This window comes from Solibacillus merdavium (assembly GCF_014836935.1).
GTDB lineage: Bacteria > Bacillota > Bacilli > Bacillales_A > Planococcaceae > Solibacillus > Solibacillus ferritrahens.
The window spans coordinates 340,879-361,178 of record NZ_JACSPW010000001.1 but is presented as its reverse complement, the minus strand read 5'-3'; the positions used below and the strand labels follow the sequence as shown (position 1 = coordinate 361,178).

Annotated in this window: 20 protein-coding genes; all 20 read right to left on the bottom strand. The window is 37.6% G+C overall.

Annotated features, from left to right (window positions below):
• Positions 1–9: 9 nt before the first annotated feature.
• On the bottom strand, positions 10–699 hold the full coding sequence (flgD, locus tag H9632_RS01660) for a flagellar hook assembly protein FlgD (RefSeq protein ID WP_191702384.1): 690 nt from the start codon (positions 697–699) through the stop codon (positions 10–12).
• A gap of 3 nt (positions 700–702) precedes the next feature.
• Positions 703–1,992: a flagellar hook-length control protein FliK gene (locus H9632_RS01655; RefSeq protein ID WP_191702383.1), complete on the bottom strand. Its 1,290-nt coding sequence runs from the start codon at positions 1,990–1,992 to the stop codon at positions 703–705.
• Positions 1,993–2,017: 25 nt separating this feature from the next.
• Entirely contained in the window at positions 2,018–2,608 is a 591-nt protein-coding gene (locus H9632_RS01650; RefSeq protein ID WP_225223615.1) for a MotE family protein, read from the bottom strand.
• 28 nt (positions 2,609–2,636) lie between these two features.
• Positions 2,637–3,083, bottom strand: a complete 447-nt coding sequence (gene fliJ, locus H9632_RS01645) for a flagellar export protein FliJ (protein WP_191702381.1) — start codon at positions 3,081–3,083, stop codon at positions 2,637–2,639.
• A 2-nt stretch (positions 3,084–3,085) separates the two neighbouring features.
• Entirely contained in the window at positions 3,086–4,411 is a 1,326-nt protein-coding gene (gene fliI / locus H9632_RS01640) for a flagellar protein export ATPase FliI (RefSeq protein WP_191702380.1), read from the bottom strand.
• Between the two features lie 5 nt (positions 4,412–4,416).
• On the bottom strand, positions 4,417–5,214 hold the full coding sequence (locus tag H9632_RS01635; RefSeq protein ID WP_191702379.1) for a FliH/SctL family protein: 798 nt from the start codon (positions 5,212–5,214) through the stop codon (positions 4,417–4,419).
• The gene (gene fliG / locus H9632_RS01630) at positions 5,207–6,220 is read right to left on the bottom strand and encodes a flagellar motor switch protein FliG (protein WP_191702378.1); all 1,014 of its coding nucleotides are present in this window, start codon (positions 6,218–6,220) and stop codon (positions 5,207–5,209) included. The genes H9632_RS01635 and fliG overlap by 8 nt, the downstream gene beginning before the upstream one ends.
• Positions 6,221–6,234: 14 nt before the next feature.
• Positions 6,235–7,824 (bottom strand): flagellar basal-body MS-ring/collar protein FliF, encoded by a 1,590-nt coding sequence (fliF, locus tag H9632_RS01625; RefSeq protein WP_191702377.1) that lies wholly within the window; start codon positions 7,822–7,824, stop codon positions 6,235–6,237.
• Positions 7,825–7,881: 57 nt separating this feature from the next.
• Positions 7,882–8,190, bottom strand: a complete 309-nt coding sequence (fliE, locus tag H9632_RS01620) for a flagellar hook-basal body complex protein FliE (protein WP_191702376.1) — start codon at positions 8,188–8,190, stop codon at positions 7,882–7,884.
• Positions 8,191–8,197: 7 nt separating this feature from the next.
• The gene (gene flgC / locus H9632_RS01615; RefSeq protein ID WP_191702375.1) at positions 8,198–8,662 is read right to left on the bottom strand and encodes a flagellar basal body rod protein FlgC; all 465 of its coding nucleotides are present in this window, start codon (positions 8,660–8,662) and stop codon (positions 8,198–8,200) included.
• Between the two features lie 2 nt (positions 8,663–8,664).
• The gene (gene flgB / locus H9632_RS01610; protein WP_191702374.1) at positions 8,665–9,054 is read right to left on the bottom strand and encodes a flagellar basal body rod protein FlgB; all 390 of its coding nucleotides are present in this window, start codon (positions 9,052–9,054) and stop codon (positions 8,665–8,667) included.
• Positions 9,055–9,593: 539 nt separating this feature from the next.
• Entirely contained in the window at positions 9,594–10,373 is a 780-nt protein-coding gene (codY, locus tag H9632_RS01605; protein ID WP_191698416.1) for a GTP-sensing pleiotropic transcriptional regulator CodY, read from the bottom strand.
• Positions 10,374–10,458: 85 nt separating this feature from the next.
• Positions 10,459–11,850, bottom strand: coding sequence for an ATP-dependent protease ATPase subunit HslU (hslU, locus tag H9632_RS01600; RefSeq protein WP_191702373.1), 1,392 nt, complete (start codon positions 11,848–11,850; stop codon positions 10,459–10,461).
• On the bottom strand, positions 11,850–12,392 hold the full coding sequence (gene hslV / locus H9632_RS01595) for an ATP-dependent protease subunit HslV (protein ID WP_191702372.1): 543 nt from the start codon (positions 12,390–12,392) through the stop codon (positions 11,850–11,852). Before hslV ends, hslU begins: the two co-directional genes overlap by 1 nt.
• A gap of 19 nt (positions 12,393–12,411) precedes the next feature.
• Entirely contained in the window at positions 12,412–13,311 is a 900-nt protein-coding gene (gene xerC, locus H9632_RS01590) for a tyrosine recombinase XerC (RefSeq protein ID WP_191702371.1), read from the bottom strand.
• Positions 13,312–13,573: 262 nt separating this feature from the next.
• Positions 13,574–14,887 (bottom strand): FADH(2)-oxidizing methylenetetrahydrofolate--tRNA-(uracil(54)-C(5))-methyltransferase TrmFO, encoded by a 1,314-nt coding sequence (gene trmFO / locus H9632_RS01585; protein WP_191702370.1) that lies wholly within the window; start codon positions 14,885–14,887, stop codon positions 13,574–13,576.
• A gap of 18 nt (positions 14,888–14,905) precedes the next feature.
• On the bottom strand, positions 14,906–16,990 hold the full coding sequence (topA, locus tag H9632_RS01580) for a type I DNA topoisomerase (protein ID WP_191702369.1): 2,085 nt from the start codon (positions 16,988–16,990) through the stop codon (positions 14,906–14,908).
• Positions 16,991–17,113: 123 nt separating this feature from the next.
• A complete protein-coding gene (gene dprA / locus H9632_RS01575) occupies positions 17,114–18,007 on the bottom strand; it encodes a DNA-processing protein DprA (RefSeq protein ID WP_191702368.1) in 894 nt (297 codons plus the stop codon).
• Between the two features lie 105 nt (positions 18,008–18,112).
• Entirely contained in the window at positions 18,113–19,015 is a 903-nt protein-coding gene (sucD, locus tag H9632_RS01570; protein ID WP_191702367.1) for a succinate--CoA ligase subunit alpha, read from the bottom strand.
• Positions 19,012–20,193, bottom strand: a complete 1,182-nt coding sequence (gene sucC / locus H9632_RS01565) for an ADP-forming succinate--CoA ligase subunit beta (RefSeq protein ID WP_191702366.1) — start codon at positions 20,191–20,193, stop codon at positions 19,012–19,014. Before sucC ends, sucD begins: the two co-directional genes overlap by 4 nt.
• Between the last annotated feature and the right edge of the window lie 107 nt (positions 20,194–20,300).

Sequence of the window (20,300 nt, the reverse complement as noted above, 5' to 3'; positions counted from 1 at the left end):
ATTCCCCTCTTACTCTGGTGCTGTTTCAGTATTTGGTGTGATGATAGTAAATTGTTCTTTCGTTAAACGTGATCCATCATTTAAAATATACTCGATATTCACGTTATTCGTTTTAATAGCTTCAATAATGGCTTCAATTAACTGGTCTCCACTCGTATATTGAATCTTTTGTCCAATAAGCTGACTAGCTTCTGCTAATGGGTTTCCAGCTGGGATACTCGGTTGTGCTGAACTGTCACTACCTAAAATAGATGAAATATTACCAGGCTTTATTTCTTTTCCGTCTGCTAGGACGAATACTGCGTCACCGTCTACAAATTTCAACTCTTTAATAACGCCTGTACCTTCGTTATAAATTGGTTTTTTATCTGCATCTAGTTTATCTGTAAGCTCATGCCATTTTACTTCTTTGCCTACGAAAGTAGAATAATTCATCAACTGTGTTTGCTCTTGAGATGCGAGTAAATTCTCCATCGCCTTTGTCATATTTTGCATTTGCTCTAAAGATGAGAATTGAGCCATTTGTGCAATGAATTCTTTATCGTCCATCGGGCTTGTTGGGTCCTGATTTTGAAGCTGAGTAATTAATATTTTTAAAAACGCATCTTTTCCAAGTGCTCCATTATCTTGCTTATCTGTTACTTTGAAATTGGGATTATTTGCAGGTAAATAATAATCGTTTGAAATTGGGTTTGTCATTTACTATACCTCCTCACTTAATAAATCTTTAAACGAGATAACTTCTTCTTCTTGATTATCTTCTTTTTCCTCTACTTCATCTTCTTCCTTTTGTTTACCAAAGAAGTTATTCAAGAAGCTTTGGTCACGAGTATTACGATCCGCATCCTGTAATGATTGCGCGACATCTATTCTATCCATTTGGATATTTTGCGCTACAAAACCAGCTTTTAATTGGTTCATATTATTTTCTAATAGTTCTTTACCAATTGCAGTCGTTGCTAATAATCGAGCAGTAAGTACACCATCTTTTTGCACTAATTCAATACGGATTTGACCTAAGTTTTCTGGGAATAGCTTTAAAAATAATTTCATATTGCCTTGTTGACCAGAAAGTTGACTACGATTGATTAGGTTTTGAATTTCTTTTAATAGTGCCTCTGATTGCGCTGGTTTTTCAGCTGGTAATGTAATTGTTACGTTTTTTATTTGAGTTGCTTGTTGCTGTAATTGAATAGCCGGTTGTGTATCAGATTCAATTTTCACAGTAGTCTGTTGAGCTGGTTGATTTTGTTGTGACTGATTTTGACTGTTTTGCTGAGCCGATTGCTGTGTTACTTGTTGTACTATTTGTTGGAAATTAGTTGTTTTCGTCGTATTTTGCTCTAGATCAACTGTTTTTCGAGCTTCATTTGCTAATGCTAATAACGCTTCTTTTAATTGTGCTAATTGAACTTCCTGCTGATACACTGTGTCAACTTTATTTCCTAAAAGCTGTGTCAACTTTAAAAATTGAACGACTTGTTGTAATTCTTTCGGTTGAACATTTAAGGAATCATTTTGTTGTAACCCTTGAATTGTCGCTAATATTTCACTCAAAATTTGTGGTGCTTGCTCGATAATTGACCAAATATCTTTACTTTCATGATTCGTATTACCTAATAACTGATCAATAATTCGAGTAAGTTGCTCCTCAGTCATGCCTACAAGTTCTGCTATGTTTTCAAGTGACAACATTTCATCAACTGCAATTGGTGTACCTTCCTCGCCAATGAAAGCAAATAACTCCGACTCGTCCATCTCAATACCTAACTGCTGTAACAAACTTGGCAATGAATCATTTTCTAAAATGCCTATCACACTGTTAGCTAAAGAATCTTCAGTTGATTCTATTTGTTGAACAGTTTGCTTTGTTGATGAGACGATGGATTGAAACACACTTCCAAAAGCCTTTGCATCGGGTACAGAAGATTGTACTGTATTTGAGTTCGATATCTGCTTTGGCATTTTTGTTTGTAACATTCCTATATTCATTTGTTCCACCTCCCTTCAAAGTCACTTATTGTTGAGATAATAGTTCGGTATAACGAGCCGCATCTGCAGGAGTCATTTTTGTAAAAATTGCTGATAATGTATCGGGTTTCATGCTCGACATTATACGTAAGCTTTCCGTATCGCTCATTTGAACCAGTATCGGTGCTGCTGATTTAGCCGACATTTTTTCAAAAGTTGATAAGATTTCTTTAAATTCCTTTTGCGTCTCTTCCTGATTGCGCTTTAGTTTTTCAATTTCAAACAGTAGACGTTCCTGCTCAACTAACAGCTCTTCCTTTTCAAGTGCAGAAGAATCTATTTGTGATTGCAGTTGGGAAATTTGAGCCTCTTTTTCCTGAATTTCCGCTTGTAGTTCTACAACTTTTTCTTCATTTAATAAACTGTTTTCAATTACGCCGTCGCCTTCATCCGAGCTGATAAATGGAATTTTCTCAACGACACCATCCGCCATTTTAAACACGTTATATTCCGTCACAGATGTAATAATTAATAAAATTGCAATGAGGAACATAAATGGAATTAAAAATAAATAGAAAAACTTTTTGAAAAAACCGGCTTGATTTTCTACTTCATTATCTTTCATGTGTTGTTCCATTTTATTTTTATCTCTTTTTGCCACGGAATCACCTAATTTCTTTCTTGAAAAACGCAATCGTCGAAAGCTCATCTAGTTGCATTGCTTCAATGCGTAACTGATCTTCTTTGAATCTTTCAAAATCGTTTTCACGCATTTTTTCATATTTACGTACTTCCAAGTTTTTTTCTAATAATTTTTGCTCATGCCAATTCATTTTCGCCCGTGCCTGTGTTACTTTTTGCTGGGCATCTTCAATTGTTTTTTCCATACTATCGATGAATTTGGAATAATGATTAATTTCATCTATGGAAGAGCCTACTTTTAAGCGTTCCTGCTGATAGTCAATTAAATCTTCTTTTTTCTTCAATAGTTCATATAACTTTGTCGCAATTTCCTCAAACACATGGACTGATTCTTTAAATGCGAGTTCAGATTCTGTTTTTTCCTGATCTTTTACAATAAGAATTTTTTCAAAACGATAATTGTAATTCATACTTAACGTGCACCACCATTCGATAACGCGATAATTTCATTTACAGTTTGATCGATTGAAACTTTATCTTTATATCCTTGCTTTAGAAACTCGGTAATAAGCGGTTCATGCAAAATGGCTTCATCGATTTCTTTAGATGTACCACGTTTATAAGCACCAATATTTATTAAGTCCTCCGATTTCGAATACGTGTAATACAACTCCCGCAATCGGCTTGCTGCACTAACATGTTCCGGATCAGCGATATGATTCATTAATCGGCTTACGCTCTTTAACACATTTATCGCAGGATATTGCCCTTTATTCGCAAGATTCCGATCCAATACGATATGTCCATCTAATATTCCGCGCACTGCATCAGCAATCGGCTCATTCATATCATCACCGTCTACCAACACAGTATAAAATGCGGTAATTGTCCCGTTAACATTCGTTCCGGAACGCTCCAATAACGTTGGTAAAATGGCGAATACAGAAGGTGTATACCCTCTAGTCGCAGGGGGTTCCCCGATAGCAAGTCCAATTTCACGTTGGGCCATCGCTACACGGGTTACGGAATCCATCATTAACATTACGTTTTTCCCACGATCACGGAAATATTCTGCAATCGCTGTAGCTGTAAACGCTGCTTTTATTCGCATAAGTGCTGGCTGATCACTTGTGGCTGCCACTACGACAGAACGCTGTAATCCTTCAGGACCTAAATCACGTTCAATAAATTCACGAACTTCCCGTCCACGCTCACCAACAAGAGCGATTACATTAATATCCGCCTCTGTATTACGTGCAATCATACCTAGCAATGTACTTTTACCAACGCCTGAGCCGGCAAATATACCGACACGTTGACCGCTTCCTACAGTAAGCATCCCGTCTATAGCCTTTACCCCAACTTCCAATTGTTCATTTATTGGGGGACGACTTAATGGATTTGGGGGCTCCTTTTCTGTTTGGACTGTTGTTAAACCTCTCGGCAACGATTGCCCATCAAACGGATTCCCCATCGCATCCAATACTTTCCCGATTAGTTCCGGACCTACTTTCACCTCTAACGGTGTTCCAGTTCCTTCTACGAGACAGCCGATTGATATTTCCTTCAAAGACGAATACGGCATTAAAATGACGATTTCATCTTTAAAGCCCACTACTTCAGCTAACAAAACTTGTGTACCATTTTTGGACGTTTGAACATGGATTTTACATACGTCACCAATAGAACTTTCCGGACCTTGCGACTCAATCATTAAGCCTACAACCCGAGTAACTCTTCCATATTTTTTAAATGTATTTAAATTAGGAATCTGTTCAACTAATTGAGCCGCTTTCATCTATATCAGTCCTTACTTTCGATTAGTTCATATAATTGTCGGCGAAGTTCTTGCAATTGGTCATCTATCGATACGACAATTCGTCCATGATTCGTTTCTATATAACTTTCAGTAGACTCTAAATCTTCATTCACAAAAATCATAAAGGGTACATTAACAGGAAACATTTCAGCCAATTCATTATGATTCTCTGTAATGAGCGCATGGTATTCAGGCGCTACATACAATTTTATTTCTTTCATTTCACGCGCCTCTTTTAATCCACGTTCAATAATTGAAACAAAATGCTGATCATTACGGTCAAGCTGTGCATTAATAATACGCTCCGCAGCCGTCATAGCTAGTTCCAGTAATACCGCTTCTTGCGATTCAATATAGGCGGCAGCATTTTTCTGTGCATCAGTCATTGTATTATTGGCTATTTGCAATTGCTGTTGCATATTTGCATTTGCCTTTTGGACACCATCCTCGTACCCTTGTGCAAATCCTGCATCATACGCTTCCAGTTGAAGTGATTTTTTTTCTTCTTCCCACGATTGCTTTAGCGCTTCAATTGTAGCGAGCTGTTCATTACGATATTGCTCAAACTGAAGTTTTTGATTCTCTATTTCATTTGATGTCTCTTTTAACATTTTTTGACGCTCATGTTGAATGTCTTCAATAGTTAATTGAGGTGTATCGTCCATTTGTTCTTCTTCCGTTTTCGCATAATGAATTGGCTCGAAGAAGTTTTGAAGTTTAATTTCTACAGTAGACGCTTCTTCTGCTTTTTGTGCATTTGTTGAACGGATGATTCTAGACAATTACGTCATCTCCTCCACCACGTGCAATTATAATTTCCCCTGCATCTTCTAAGCGGCGTATTACTGCAACGATGCGGGATTGAGCTTCTTCTACATCACGCAGACGTACTGGCCCCATAATTTCCATTTCTTCACGGAATGTCTCAGCCATACGTTGCGACATATTGCGGAAAATAATTTCCTTAACTTCGTCTGAAGAAACTTTCATTGATAATAGTAAGTCTTCGTTTTCACAGTCGCGGATAACACGTTGAATTGAACGGTTGTCCAGCGTAACAATATCCTCGAACACAAACATGCGTTTCTTAATTTCCTCTGCAAGTTCTGGATCTTGAATTTCAAGCGCATCGAGAATTGTCTTTTCTGTTTGACGGTCTACACCATTTAATACTTCCACCACTGCATCGACGCCACCTGTTTCCGTGTAATCCTGCGTAACTGTCGATGATAATTTACGTTCCAGTACAGATTCAATTTCACTAATTACTTCTGGTGAAGTAGATTCCATAATGGCAATTCGCTTAGCAATATCCGCCTGAACTTCCTGAGGCAATGAAGAAAGAATTACCCCTGCTTGCCCTGGTTCCAAATAAGAAAGAATAAGCGCAATTGTTTGAGGGTGTTCATTTTGAATAAAGTTAAAAATTTGTGACGGATCTGCTTTTCTAGCAAAATCAAATGGTCTTACTTGCAACGAGGAAGTTAGACGATTTAAAATAGCCTGCGCTTGTTCAGCACCCAATGCTTTTTCAAGAACTGTCTTTGCATAACCAATACCACCTTGCGTAATATAATCTTGCGCAAGTGCTATTTGATGAAATTCTTCTATAATCTCTTCTTTAACATTCGATTCTACTTTTTTTACACCGGAAATTTCCAGTGTGAGGCGTTCAATTTCCTCTTCGCTTAAATGCTTATATACAGAAGCCGAGACTTCCGGTCCTAGAGAAATCAGCAGTAAAGCAGCCTTTTGCTTTCCTGACAAGTCTTTATCTTTCTTGGACACAGCTGAACCTCCTATTAGTCTTCAGCAATCCAACTACGCAATAGCTTTGCAAAATCTTCTGGCTTTTCTTTTGCCATTTTTTCTAATTGCTTACGGCGTACAGTCGCTTCAGTTTCTTTTTCTTCAGAAATATCTTCTATTTCAATTAATTGTTGTTGCTGTTCTAATATTTCCAGCTCTTCTTCTTCTTGTTTGCGTCTACGTGTACGAATTACGTAAACTATTAGCAATATAATTGCAACCAGTAAAATTCCACCTATTACCCATATCCACCAAGGAATAACTGATTCTGGTTGTTCATTAGTCGAATCGTTACCGTGGAATTGCTGAACAGATACAACTATACGATTAGCAATCTCTTCATCTGTTAAATTACCGGCAGCTTCTTGATCAATTGAAGTACGTACAATTGTCGATAAAATTTGTTCAATATCTGTACGAACACCTTGATCAAATTCATCCACTGCGTTAGGTGGCTCTACCATTACTTGAATGCCTAAATTACGGATTTTGTATGGACTTTCCTGGATTTCTCGGCGTATACGGTTTACATCGTTGTTAATTGTTTCTTCTACACGTTCATAATCGCCATCCCCTGTAGAACCTTCCACATAATCAACAAAGTTATCCGTAACCCCTCCAGCTTCTGTAGTACCGTCTGCCATGGTCCCACCTGAATATGTTTCAGTGATACGTTGGGCACTTATTTCTATACCTGTCATATTTTCTTCATCTACAGGCTGTACTAAATTTTCTTCACGATTTTCTTTTTTAAAATCAATATCGGCCGAAACATTTACTACGACTTTTTCGGGACCGATTAACGTTCCAAGCATTTGCTGAACTTGACGCTGCAAGTCACGTTCAATCGTTTTTTTCACTTCCATCTGCCCAGTAACAGTATTTATCCCATTACCTCCACTTTCTGCAGAAGCAAGGTCATAATATTCAGAATATTGATTCATTATCGTTATATTTTCTTTTGGTAAGTTCGGAATACTCATTGAAACTAAATTAAATAATCCTTTAATTTGGTCATCCGAAAACTTATGCCCTGGAGCTGTATTTAATACTATAGCCGCTTGCGCTTCACCTTTTGCATCTTTAAGGAATACGCCTTCTTCCGGCAAACTTATCATGACACTTGCATCTTTAACACCTTCGAATTTACGGACTAAATTAGCTAAATCTGTCTCAATTGTCGCTTGTTTTATAACATTAAATTCGTTGTCCGTCATCCCAAACCCGGCATTTGATGTAAAGAATGAAGTATCAATTTCACCAGAATCTGGATACCCCTGTGCTGCTAAGGATACTTGCAGATCCTGCACTTTATTTTCCGGGACCAATATTATTGTTCCACCATTTGTCACTTCATATTTTACACCTTGCGAAGCAAGCACTTCCGTAATTCTTCCTACCTCAGCTTGAGACATTTCCGGGAATAATTGTGCCATTGTAGTGCGGGTAGAAAAATATGTAATAGTAGCTGCAATTACAATAACAGCTAAAAGTGCTCCAATTATCGCACCTTTTTGATTTTTTGTGCGACTTTGCCAAAAACCAGTGGAGTCGCTTTTAATTTTAGTAAGTCGTTCATTCATTATGAATCCTCCGCTAATAGTGAATGCCCAACAATTTATTATTCGTTGTTCAAATCATTACACACTCATACGCATAATTTCTTGATAAGCCTCTACAGCTTTATTACGAACTTCAATTGTTGTGTTTAAAGTAACACTTGCTTTCTGCGCTGCAACCATTACTTCAAATAAATCAACATCTCCACCATTGATTAATTTTTGTGTCATTGTATCTGATGTTTTTTGATGTTCATTTACACTAGCAATCGCTTCTTTTAAAGTATTAGCAAATTGTTGCTGTGCATTTGCAGGTGTTATTTGATTCTGAACATTTAATTCATTCACAGATTGTGCGGGAGACATAAACGATATTGGATTAATTGCCATTTAATAATCATCCTTTCCCAATTTCTAAAGCTTTTGTTAACATGTTTTTGTTTGCATTAAAAACAGTTATATTCGCCTCATACGATCTGCTCGCTGAAATCAAATCAACCATTTCCTTTAATAAATCAACATTTGACATTTGTACATAGCCATCTGCATTCGCATCAGGATGTGTAGGGTCATAAACTAGCTTAAATGGTGTCTCAGTATCATCTTTAATAGAAGAAACTTTCACGCCATTCCCAGCACCGCTTTTCACCGTTTTACCCATCGCACTATTCAGGAAGCTGGAAAATTGACCTTCCTGTTCTTTTAAAGTAACAGATTTCCTACGGTACGGCTCCCACTCCCCGTTCACTTGCTTTGCCCGGGTCGTATCTACATTTGCTATATTTGACGATATAACATCCATTCGCAAACGTTGCGTTGTTAAGGCAGAAGCTGTCGTATTCATACTATGAAAAATCGACATGACTATCTCCCCCCTTTGACAACGTTATTTAACGTAGAAAATTTACTACCAATTCGATCGATAAGGGCATTGTAGTAAATGGTATTTTCAGCTAATTTAGCTTGTTCCGCATCCATATTCACTGCATTACCATTTGGCCTAGTACGGAAATTATTTGAGTACACACCATTGCCACCGATTTCCATTTTAAAATCATAATGTCTAGCATCTGTTCGATTGGCCGAGATTGAATCTTTTTTCACATCATTAAAAACATCTTTAAAGCTTACTTCTTTCGTTTTATAGTTCGGTGTATCAACATTCGCAATATTTTGGGAAATTGCTTTATTCTTTAATGTAGCGTACGAAAGTCCTTTTTCCAGACTGTTTATAGTACCACCAAATAAATCCAAAATGCTCACCTCATTCATTGTTTACTAAATAATGTACAGGAAATCTTAATAATACAATTGTAATTATATTTTTTCGCAGTGTCTATCGACTTTAGACCCTATTAGATAGTCTAAATTAACCATTTTTCGCGATTTTTTTTCTTTATTAATTGGCATTTTAGTGAAAAACAAATATATATTTCCTAGTAATATAATCCTTTTGAACCTATCATTCTATCCTGCAATCAGGAAAATACTAATTTATAATATATAATACCTTTCATTATAAATGATTTAATAGAACTAATATATAAATTAGACTCAAATATCATACACTAAAACCCTGTAAAAGTTGGACTTTATAATAATAATTCATAAAATTGTAACAAACCCTTTGTCATACGGTTTTATTTTTATATAGGTATAAATATTATTTATTTTATTGTAGCAACCAATCCATAACTATCATTTGTTTTACATAAACAGTAAAAAGTACCCAAATCGCCCTCAAAAAAAAAGACACAACAAGGTAGAAAAACCTCATCATGTCTGTTTATTATTTATTTCATTTTGATTTCTGCCAAAGCTGTAAGGAATTTATCGTTCAATACTTTAATATATGTTCCCTTCATCCCTAACGAACGCGATTCAATAACACCTGCGGATTCCAGCTTACGTAAAGCGTTAACGATAACCGAGCGAGTAATTCCTACACGGTCTGCAATTTTAGAAGCTACAAGCAAACCTTCATTGCCATCAAGCTCTTCAAAAATATGCTCAATCGCTTCAAGTTCAGAATAAGATAACGAGTTAATTGCCATTTGAACGACAGCCTTCGAACGAGCTTCTTCTTCAATCTCTTCCGACTTTTCGCGTAAGATTTCCATACCAACTACTGTTGCGCCATATTCAGCAAGAATTAAATCATCATCTTCAAACTGATCGCTAATGCGAGCTAAAATTAACGTTCCTAAACGGTCACCGCCACCAATAATAGGAACAATAGTAGTTAATCCGTTTGAAAACAAGTCTTTGTTTTCAACAGGGAATGCTGTATGTTCATTATTAACATCCAAGTTAGGAGATGTTTCAGTAATATTGAATAAGTTTTGTGTATATGCTTCTGGGAATTGGCGCACTTCAAACATTTTTTTCATACGCTCATTTTCGATTTGCTGGTGAATGGAAATACCAAGTAACTTCCCTTTACGGCTTACGATAAATACGTTACTTTCGATTATATCACCTAAAGTATTTGCCATTTCTTTAAAGTTAACCGGTTTCCCAGCAGATGCTTGTAACATCGAATTGATTTTTCGTGTTTTTGTTAATAAATTCATTTCTATTTTCCTCCTACAGGACTTGTTTAATTCACTTAATATTCTAAAGGTTTTTACAATTTAAAGATACTAATTCAACTTATAATTAAAGAATAAATTGTGATAAATCTTTGTTTTTTACTATATTCGACAATTTTTGATCGACATAGTTCGGGGTAATGTCGATATGTGCTGGTGCAATTTCAGAAGCCTCATAAGAAAGTTCTTCAAGTAATCGTTCTAAAATTGTGTGAAGTCGACGCGCACCAATATTATCCGTTTCCTGATTTACTTCAGTAGCAATTTCTGCAATACGTTCAATTGCTTCTTTTGTAAATTCAAGTGTAACGCCTTCCGTTTCAAGTAATGCTTTATATTGTAAAATTAACGATTGATCAGGCTCCTGTAATATACGTACAAAATCGTCCTTCGTTAATTTTTCAAGTTCTACACGAATTGGGAATCGCCCTTGCAATTCTGGGATTAAATCGCTCGGCTTAGATATATGGAACGCACCTGCTGCTATAAAAAGCATGTAATCGGTTTTTACAGTTCCATATTTCGTTGTTACAGTTGACCCCTCTACAATCGGTAATATATCACGTTGCACCCCTTCACGGGATACTTCGGCAGATGAAGAACCTTTACTCGCAATTTTGTCAATTTCGTCAATAAAAATAATACCGGACTGCTCTGCACGGTTAATTGCTTCACTGGATAAAGCATCTGTATCGATTAGTTTATTGGCTTCTTCCTGAACTAAAATGCGGCGTGCATCCTTTACTTGGACTTTACGTTTTTTTGTTTTTTTCGGCATTAAATTAGACAGCATATCCTGCATACCATTCGCATTATCGATATTCATTCCGGGCATCGCATCAAAAAGTGATGGTGCACTTTCCGTCACTTCTATCGTTACCCACTGTTCTTCTAATTTTCCGTCTTTTAAATCCTGAGCAATTTGCGCACGTCTAGTACGAATCTCAGGCTCTTCTTGTTGAGCAGCATCTTCTTGTGCTGTGTCTTTTTGTCCAAAGAGCATTTCAAATGGATTTTGCGTCAGCTTTTCTTTTACTTTTGAAGGGACTAATAATTTTATTAGCACTTCATTTGCATTGCGCTCAGCCTGTTCCTTTACTGCTTCAACCATTTCGTCTTTCACAAGGCGCCGAGACGCTTCTACTAGGTCACGCACCATTGATTCAACATCACGACCTACATATCCAACTTCCGTAAACTTTGTTGCTTCCACTTTAATAAATGGGGCATTTGTTAGTTTAGCAATTCTACGCGCAATTTCTGTCTTCCCTACACCAGTAGGTCCAATCATTAATATATTTTTCGGTATTACTTCAGTTTTTAATTCTTCACTTAGCAATGAACGGCGGTAACGGTTGCGTAATGCAATCGCCACAGCGCGCTTGGCTGTTTCCTGACCAACAATATGTCGATTCAAATGTTCCGTAATTTGTCTTGGTGTTAAATTGATCGAAGTCATTATAATACCTCCAAGATTATATTATGGTTTGTAAACACACAAATATCCGCAGCAGTCGTTAATGCAGCTTCTGCGATTTCCTTTGCCGATAAATGATCTCCAGCATGTTTCTTCAATGCTCGACCAGCCGATAAAGCATAATTACCTCCGGAGCCGATCGCTAAAATCCCATCATCCGGCTCAATAACTTCACCTGTACCTGATACAAGCAGCAATGTTGATTCGTCCATGACGAGCAGCATCGCTTCAAGCTGTCGTAGCATTTTATCTCCACGCCATTGCTTTGCTACTTCGACTGAAGCCCTTTGTAGATTCCCATTATACTCATTGAGCTTCGCCTCAAACATTTCAAATAATGTAAAAGCATCTGCGACAGAACCTGCGAATCCCGCTAAAACTTTCCCATTAAACAGACGTCTGACCTTACGTGCCGTATGCTTCATTACAACTGCATTCCCTAATGTAACTTGACCATCCCCTGCCATTGCACATTCACCTTTATGATGAATGGCGAATATCGTTGTCGCATGAATTTGACCCATATTTCATTCCCCCTTAACTTTATGCTCTCGGATGACTATTCATATATGTCTTTCTTAAAGCTTCTTTCGTTACATGAGTATAAATCTGAGTTGAAGATAAATTCGCGTGTCCAAGTAATTCCTGAACTGTACGCATATCCGCTCCATTATTTAATAAATGCGTAGCAAATGTGTGGCGCAGCATATGTGGATAAATTTTAGTGTGCATACTTGCATTATCGATCATTTCACTTAATATATAACGCACACCACGGGTAGTAAGTTCGCCACCTCGCATATTGACAAAGACTTTTTGATGGTTTTCTTTTTTCATTAAAGATGGACGGACCTGCTCTATATAACGAGTAAGTGCCTCATGTGCATACTGTCCAAAGGGAATAATTCGCTCTTTACGGCCTTTTCCCATGACACGGACGATACTGTAATGAAAATCGATGTCTGCAAGCTCTAAACTTACACATTCACTTACACGCATGCCGGTAGCATATAGAATCTCCAACAATGCGATATTACGAATTTGGATAGGCTCATTGCCTTCATTTTTTTCGAATAGTTGTTTTAATTCTTCCTCATAAAAAAAGCTCGGTAATCGCTCTTCCTTTTTCGGATGATAAAGTGAACGAAACGGAGCATCATCAATATTCAGTTCTCGATTTAAAAACCGGAAAAAAGAACGGATAGATGAGATTTTCCTTGAGATGGAAGTTCTTGCTTTTTGTTCATCATAAAGCTTTGTTACATACAAACGTGCATGGATATATTCAACTTCTGTAATTTTTTGTACACCTTCAGAATGTAAAAATGCAAAGAACTCATGTAAATCAGATTGATATTCTCGTACAGTATGTAGAGAAAAGTTCTTTTCCAACTGTACGTAGCGAATAAATTGTTCTAAATGATTTTGCAATGTTACATCCATCCTGTATACCCCCAGTTATTCCAAAAGAGAAATGATGTGTATGGACACTTAATATTTCCTAAAAAAACATACATATTGACACTATACCTATCATGATAACTTTTCAAGTAAAATATGCTAGAATTATTCACTTTTCTTGTATTTATTCGGCAATTCCAATAATTATCACAATATTTTTCTAGTTTACCCAATATTTCACTGAATTTTATAGCATAAATGTAAAAGCCCCTAAAGTATATCAGTCTTTAAGGGCTTTTCGCAATTAAACTACTTGAGTATTAATAAAATTCTGAATTGATTCTAATGCGCGGTTTGCATGGCGTTCTGCTCGCTCCGGCTTTGATTTAATACGTTCGCCAAGCTCCGGGAAAATGCCGAAGTTTACGTTCATTGGTTGGAAGTTTTTCGCATCTGTATGTGTAATGTAACGAGCCATCGCACCTAAAGCTGTTTCGTGCGGGAAGTACAGCAACTCTTGACCTAGCGCCATGCGAGCTGCGTTGATTCCTGCAATTAACCCACTGCCTGCAGATTCTACATAGCCTTCCACACCTGTCATTTGACCAGCAAAGAATAGATTTGGACGAGCCTTTAATTGATAAGTTTGCGTTAATACCTTTGGTGAGTTGATAAATGTATTACGGTGCATTACCCCGTATCTTACAATTTCTAAATTCTCTAAACCCGGAATCATGGAGAATACACGCTTTTGTTCCGGCCATTTTAGGTGTGTTTGGAAACCTACCAAATTATAAAGTGTTCCTGCAGCATCATCTTGACGCAATTGAACAACGGCATATGGGCGTTTATTTGTTTTAGGATCTTCTAAACCTACTGGCTTCATCGGACCGAATGTCATCGTTTTTTCACCACGGGCAGCCATCACTTCAATTGGCATACAGCCTTCGAAATACTTTTCTTTTTCGAATTCCTTTAGTGGTGCACATTCTGCAGTAATTAATGCTTCACGGAATGCATTGAACTCTTCTTTCGTCATTGGACAGTTCAAATATGCTGCTTCACCTTTGTCATAGCGTGATTTCAAGTATACTTTGTCCATGTTGATTGAATCTTTTTCGATGATAGGTGCCGCTGCATCATAGAAGTATAAATATTCTTCCCCAGTAAGACCTTGAATCTCCTTCGCTAACGCTTCGGAAGTTAATGGTCCTGTCGCAATAACAGTAATCCCTTCAGGAATTTCAGTTACTTCTTCATTGATAACCTCAATTAGCGGATGATTTTTAACTTTATCTGTTACATGTCCCGCAAACTCATGTCGGTCTACAGCCAAGGCACCACCGGCAGGTACTGAACTATTGTCCGCTGCTGCTATAATAACAGAATCCAATTTACGCATTTCCTCTTTGATTACACCAACAGCGTTTGTTAAGCCATTTGCACGTAAAGAGTTTGAGCATACAAGCTCAGCGAATTTATCTGTGTGATGTGCAGGTGTTTGCTTTACTGGGCGCATTTCATATAAACGTACGTTCACACCGCGCTTCGCAATTTGCCAAGCTGCTTCTGAACCAGCTAAACCTGCTCCAATTACATTTACTATTTGTTGTGTCATTTTTGTTACCTCTTCATTTTATTGTGACGGTGTTTCTTCATAATCACATTCACTGTTTGTACATTGAATTTGAACACCTTTTTTCAATTTCTTCTCTACTAATAATGAACTACATTTCGGACAAGGTCTACTAATCGGCTTATCCCATGATACAAAGTCGCACTCCGGATAGCGATTGCACCCGTAGAAAATACGCTTCGTTTTGGATTTACGCTCAACAATTTCACCATCGTCGCATGTTGGACATTTTACATCGATTGGTTTGACTATCGCTTTTGTGTTACGGCAATCAGGGAAGTTTGAACAAGCCATAAATTTCCCGTAACGTCCAAGTTTAAATACCATTGGATTGCCGCACTTTTCACAGTCTTCCCCTGCCGGCTCATCTTTTATCTCGATTTTTTCCATCACTTCATCTGCGTGTTTAACACGTGGTTCAAAATCTTTATAGAATTCATCGATTACATTTACCCATTGTGTAATGCCTTCTTCGATTTCATCCAGGTTCTGTTCCATTTGTGCAGTAAATTCTATGTTAATGATTTCCGGGAAAAACTCCAGTGTTGCCTGATGGACAATTTCTCCAAGCTCCGTAGGTACGAAACGTTTTGCATCCAGTTGAACATAACCACGTTTTTGAATTGTATCCAATGTCGGCGCATATGTTGATGGTCGACCTATACCCAGCTCTTCTAACGATTTCACAAGACGTGCCTCCGAATAGCGCGGTGGTGGTTGTGTGAAATGTTGCTTCGGCTCGATTTCAAGTGACTTTACTTTATCGCCAATATTCATTTCAGGCAGAAGTTTATTCGTTTCTTCTGCTTGATCATCTGTTCCTTCAATATAAAGTTTCATGAACCCCGCAAACTTTACTTGAGAACCATTTGCGCGGAATAATACATCGTTATTCTGAAGGTCCACTGTTACCGTATCTAGGACAGCTGGCGCCATTTGACTAGCAATAAAACGTTCCCAAATTAAACGGTACAGACGAAGCTGGTCACGGCCTAAAATCGTTTTTAATTCTTCTGGCGTTCGCATCGCACTCGTTGGTCGAATCGCTTCATGGGCATCTTGTGCATTCGCCTTTGATTTCACTTGCTTTTGCTCTAAAGCGATGAAATCTTTGCCGTATTTTGTTTCGATATACGACATTGCTTCCGACTTGGCAGTATCGGAAATTCGTGTAGAGTCTGTACGCATATACGTAATTAATCCGACTGCCCCTTCTTTTTTGCTTAGCTCTATCCCTTCATAAAGTTGTTGGGCAAGCATCATTGTTTTTTTCGCACGGAAGTTTAATTTACGCGCGGCTTCTTGTTGCAGTGACGATGTTGTGAAGGCTGGTGATGCATTGCGCTTACGTTCTTTCTTTACAACATTCATAACTTCGAAGTCAGAGCCTTTTACACGTTTTAAAACATCCTTCACCTGTGCTTCATTTGTTAGCTTAATTTTTTCTTTACCGTCTCCGTAGTAGAAAGCATCAAATTGCTTTTTACTTTTCTCGAAACTAGCATCAATTGACCAATATTCTTCTGGTATAAAGCTTTTAATTTCATTTTCCCGATCGATAATTAAACGCAATGAAACCGATTGCACACGGCCTGCCGATAATCCTTTTTTCACTTTTTTCCATAGAATCGGGCTAATATTATAACCTACTAGACGATCTAGAATACGACGCGCTTGCTGTGCATCAACTAGATCCATATTAATCGGACGTGGGTGTTTGAAGCTTTCTAATATGGCTTCTTTCGTGATTTCATTAAATACGACACGGCAATCGGAATGAATATCTACATTCAATGCAGTGGCTAAATGCCAGGCAATTGCTTCCCCTTCACGATCTGGATCGGCTGCGAGATAAATCTTTTTTACCTTTTTTGCTGCTGATTTCAGATCCTGGAGTACCGGACCTTTACCTCGAATCGTAATATATTTTGGTTCATAATTATTTTCGGTATCAATTCCCATTTGACTGCGTGGTAAATCACGAACATGTCCAATTGACGCTTTTACTTTATATTTTTTCCCTAAGTATCGTTCAATTGTTTTTGCCTTTGCAGGTGATTCTACAATTACTAAATAATCTGCCATCTGTTTTCCTCCTTATAGAGGTATTGTTATTTTCTTAAATTCAATCAAATGAATTTGTCAATGTTTTTCAAAGCTTTCCTGTTGCAAAATGTATAACAGATTGGCTAATAATGCAACTTTTTTTCAACGGTATTTTGAAAACATTTGTAATTCCTGAAGGATTTGAAAGCCATTCCATACCGGAATTGCCCCTTCTTTTATTAATTTATTTGTCCCGCGCGACTGCTCACTGAATATATTCCCAGGCACCGCAAACACTTCTTTTCCTTGTTCAAGTGCAAGCTCTGTAGTAATTAATGTACCGCTTTTAAGCGCTGCTTCTGTGACAATAAGTGCTTCACTTAGACCGCTGATAATCCGGTTACGTGCAGGAAAATGCCATTTCTGCACTCCTACATAGGGAGGGTATTCTGTTACTAATAAATGTTGGCTTGCCATATACTTGCTTAGTACTATATTTTCTTTCGGATAATTATGGAAGAACCCATGCCCTAATACACCAATTGTCTTTCCACCATAACCAATTGTTGCCTCATGTGCAAGTCGGTCTGCTCCTTTAGCAAGACCGCTGACTACGATAAATTGTTCATCGATTAGTGGAGGAATCAGCATTTTCAATACTTCCTCACTATAGTTTGTTGCACCTCTGGAACCAATGATCGCAATTATTTTTGACTTATTTAATAATTGTATATCCCCTTTTGCATAAAGAACTGCTGGTGCATCGTATAGTTGTTTCAAGCGTTGCGGATAAAATTGGCTTGTATAGGGAATGGCGTGAATATTTTCTTGTTCATAATATTTCGTCATCGATTTTGACAATAGTTCTTTGTAATGTCGAATAAGCTGTATTGCTTTTTCTTCTTTAATATTTAAATGTATTGCTAAATTTTTTGGTGAAAAATGTAATATTTTGTCGAAATCATCTAAAATAGTCATCAAATTTTGGAATTTTTGCCATGTTAGAGGAAGGATATAGTGTAGTTTTAATAGTTGTTCATTCAATAGATTCATCATTTCAACACTCCTTTTATAATAGAAGAAATTAAAATGACCGCTTTTAAAAATAGTGAGGTAGACATACGAAAAAGATGTAGCGAGGCGTCCGCTACATCTTTAATATTAATGTGTTTTACAAACTTCGTATAGACCTTTTTCTTTAATTACTTTAATTAATGTTTCACCAATAACGGAAGGTGTTGGGGCAACTTCAATTCCCGCTGCATTCATTGCTTTAATTTTCTCAGCAGCTGTTCCTTTACCTCCGGAAATGATGGCACCTGCGTGACCCATACGTTTACCTGGAGGAGCTGTTTGACCGCCGATAAAGCCTACTACTGGTTTCGTCATGTTAGCCTGAATCCATTCTGCAGCTTCTTCCTCCGCAGTACCGCCTATTTCCCCAATCATTACTACTGCATATGTTTCAGGGTCTTCATTGAACGCTTTAAGACAATCGATGAAATTTGTACCATTTACTGGGTCTCCACCGATTCCTACTGCTGTTGTTTGACCAATACCTGCTTGAGATAATTGATGTACTGCTTCATATGTTAATGTTCCAGATCTAGATACAACACCAACATGACCTTTTGTATGAATATAACCTGGCATAATACCAATCTTGCATTCTTCTGCAGTAATAACACCAGGGCAGTTTGGTCCAACTAAGCGCGTTTTTTTGCCTTCCATATAACGCTTAACTTTTACCATATCAAGGACAGGAATATGCTCTGTTATACAAATAGTCATATCCAAACCAGCATCCACCGCTTCAATAATTGCATCTGCTGCAAATGGTGCCGGAACATAAATTACCGATACGTTTGCACCAGTAGCATCCACAGCTTCCTGGACAGTATTGAATACAGGAACACCCTCAATTTCAAGACCGCCTTTACCTGGTGTTACCCCAGCAACGATTTTTGTTCCGTATTCCAACATTTGTTTCGTATGGAAAAGGGCTGTTTCTCCTGTAATCCCTTGTACGATTACTTTTGTGTCTTTGTTAATGAATACGCTCATGACTTAACCCCGCCTTCAGATTCAACTAATTCCACGATTTTTTGTGCGCCATCAGCCATAGAGTCAGCGGCTACAATATTTAAACCGGATTCATTTAATAATTTTTTACCAAGTTCTACGTTCGTTCCTTCTAAACGCACAACTAACGGAACTTTTAAGCCTACTTCTTTTGCAGCTGTAATAACACCTTCTGCAATGATGTCGCACTTCATAATTCCACCGAAAATGTTGACAAAAATACCTTTTACATTTTTGTCTGATAAAATAATTTTAAATGCTTCTGTTACTTTTTCAGCTGTTGCACCGCCCCCAACATCAAGGAAGTTTGCGGGTGAACCGCCGTAGTAGCTAATCGTATCCATCGTTGCCATTGCAAGACCTGCACCATTTACCATACAGCCAATGTTGCCATCTAAAGAAATATAGCTTAAGTCATATTTAGATGCTTCAATTTCCTTTGCATCTTCTTCATCAAAGTCACGTAATTCAACAATATCTTTATGACGATAGAGTGAATTCGCATCAAAATTGAATTTTGCATCAAGCGCCACTACTTGATCATCCCCAGTAACTACAAGTGGGTTAATTTCCACTGTCGATGCATCCTTATCGATAAATGCTTTATAAATGCCCAGCATCAACCCTACTGCTTTGTTGACTAATTTAGCCGGAATATTCATATTGAACGCCATGCGTCGCGCTTGGAAGGCATTTAAGCCTGTCACTGGATCAATGATTTCCTTGAAGATTTTTTCAGGATTTGATTCTGCTACTTCCTCAATATCCATACCGCCTTCTTCAGAACCCATCATTACTACTCTAGAAGTTGCACGGTCTAATACTAAACTTAAATAGTACTCTTTTTTAATGTCCGAACCTTCCTCTATATAAAGACGTTTTACTTCTTTACCGTCTGGACCTGTTTGGTGTGTCACTAAAATTTTGCCTAGCAGTTCCTTTGCGTAAGAGCGAACTTCATCTAAGTTTTTTGCGATTTTTACGCCCCCTGCTTTACCGCGCCCACCTGCATGGATTTGTGCTTTTACAACTGTTACATTTGAACCTAGTTCTTTCGCAGCCTTTACTGCTTCGTCTGGTGAAAACGCGACACTCCCTTTTGGAACCGCAACGCCGTACTGCCTTAATATTTCTTTCCCTTGATACTCATGGATATTCATGATACATCCTCCCATCGGACATTTGGAAATTATTCTACTAACATAATCTATTTTATACAATAATTCAGACAATGTCTATATTTGTCACACAAGCAATTTTTACTTTA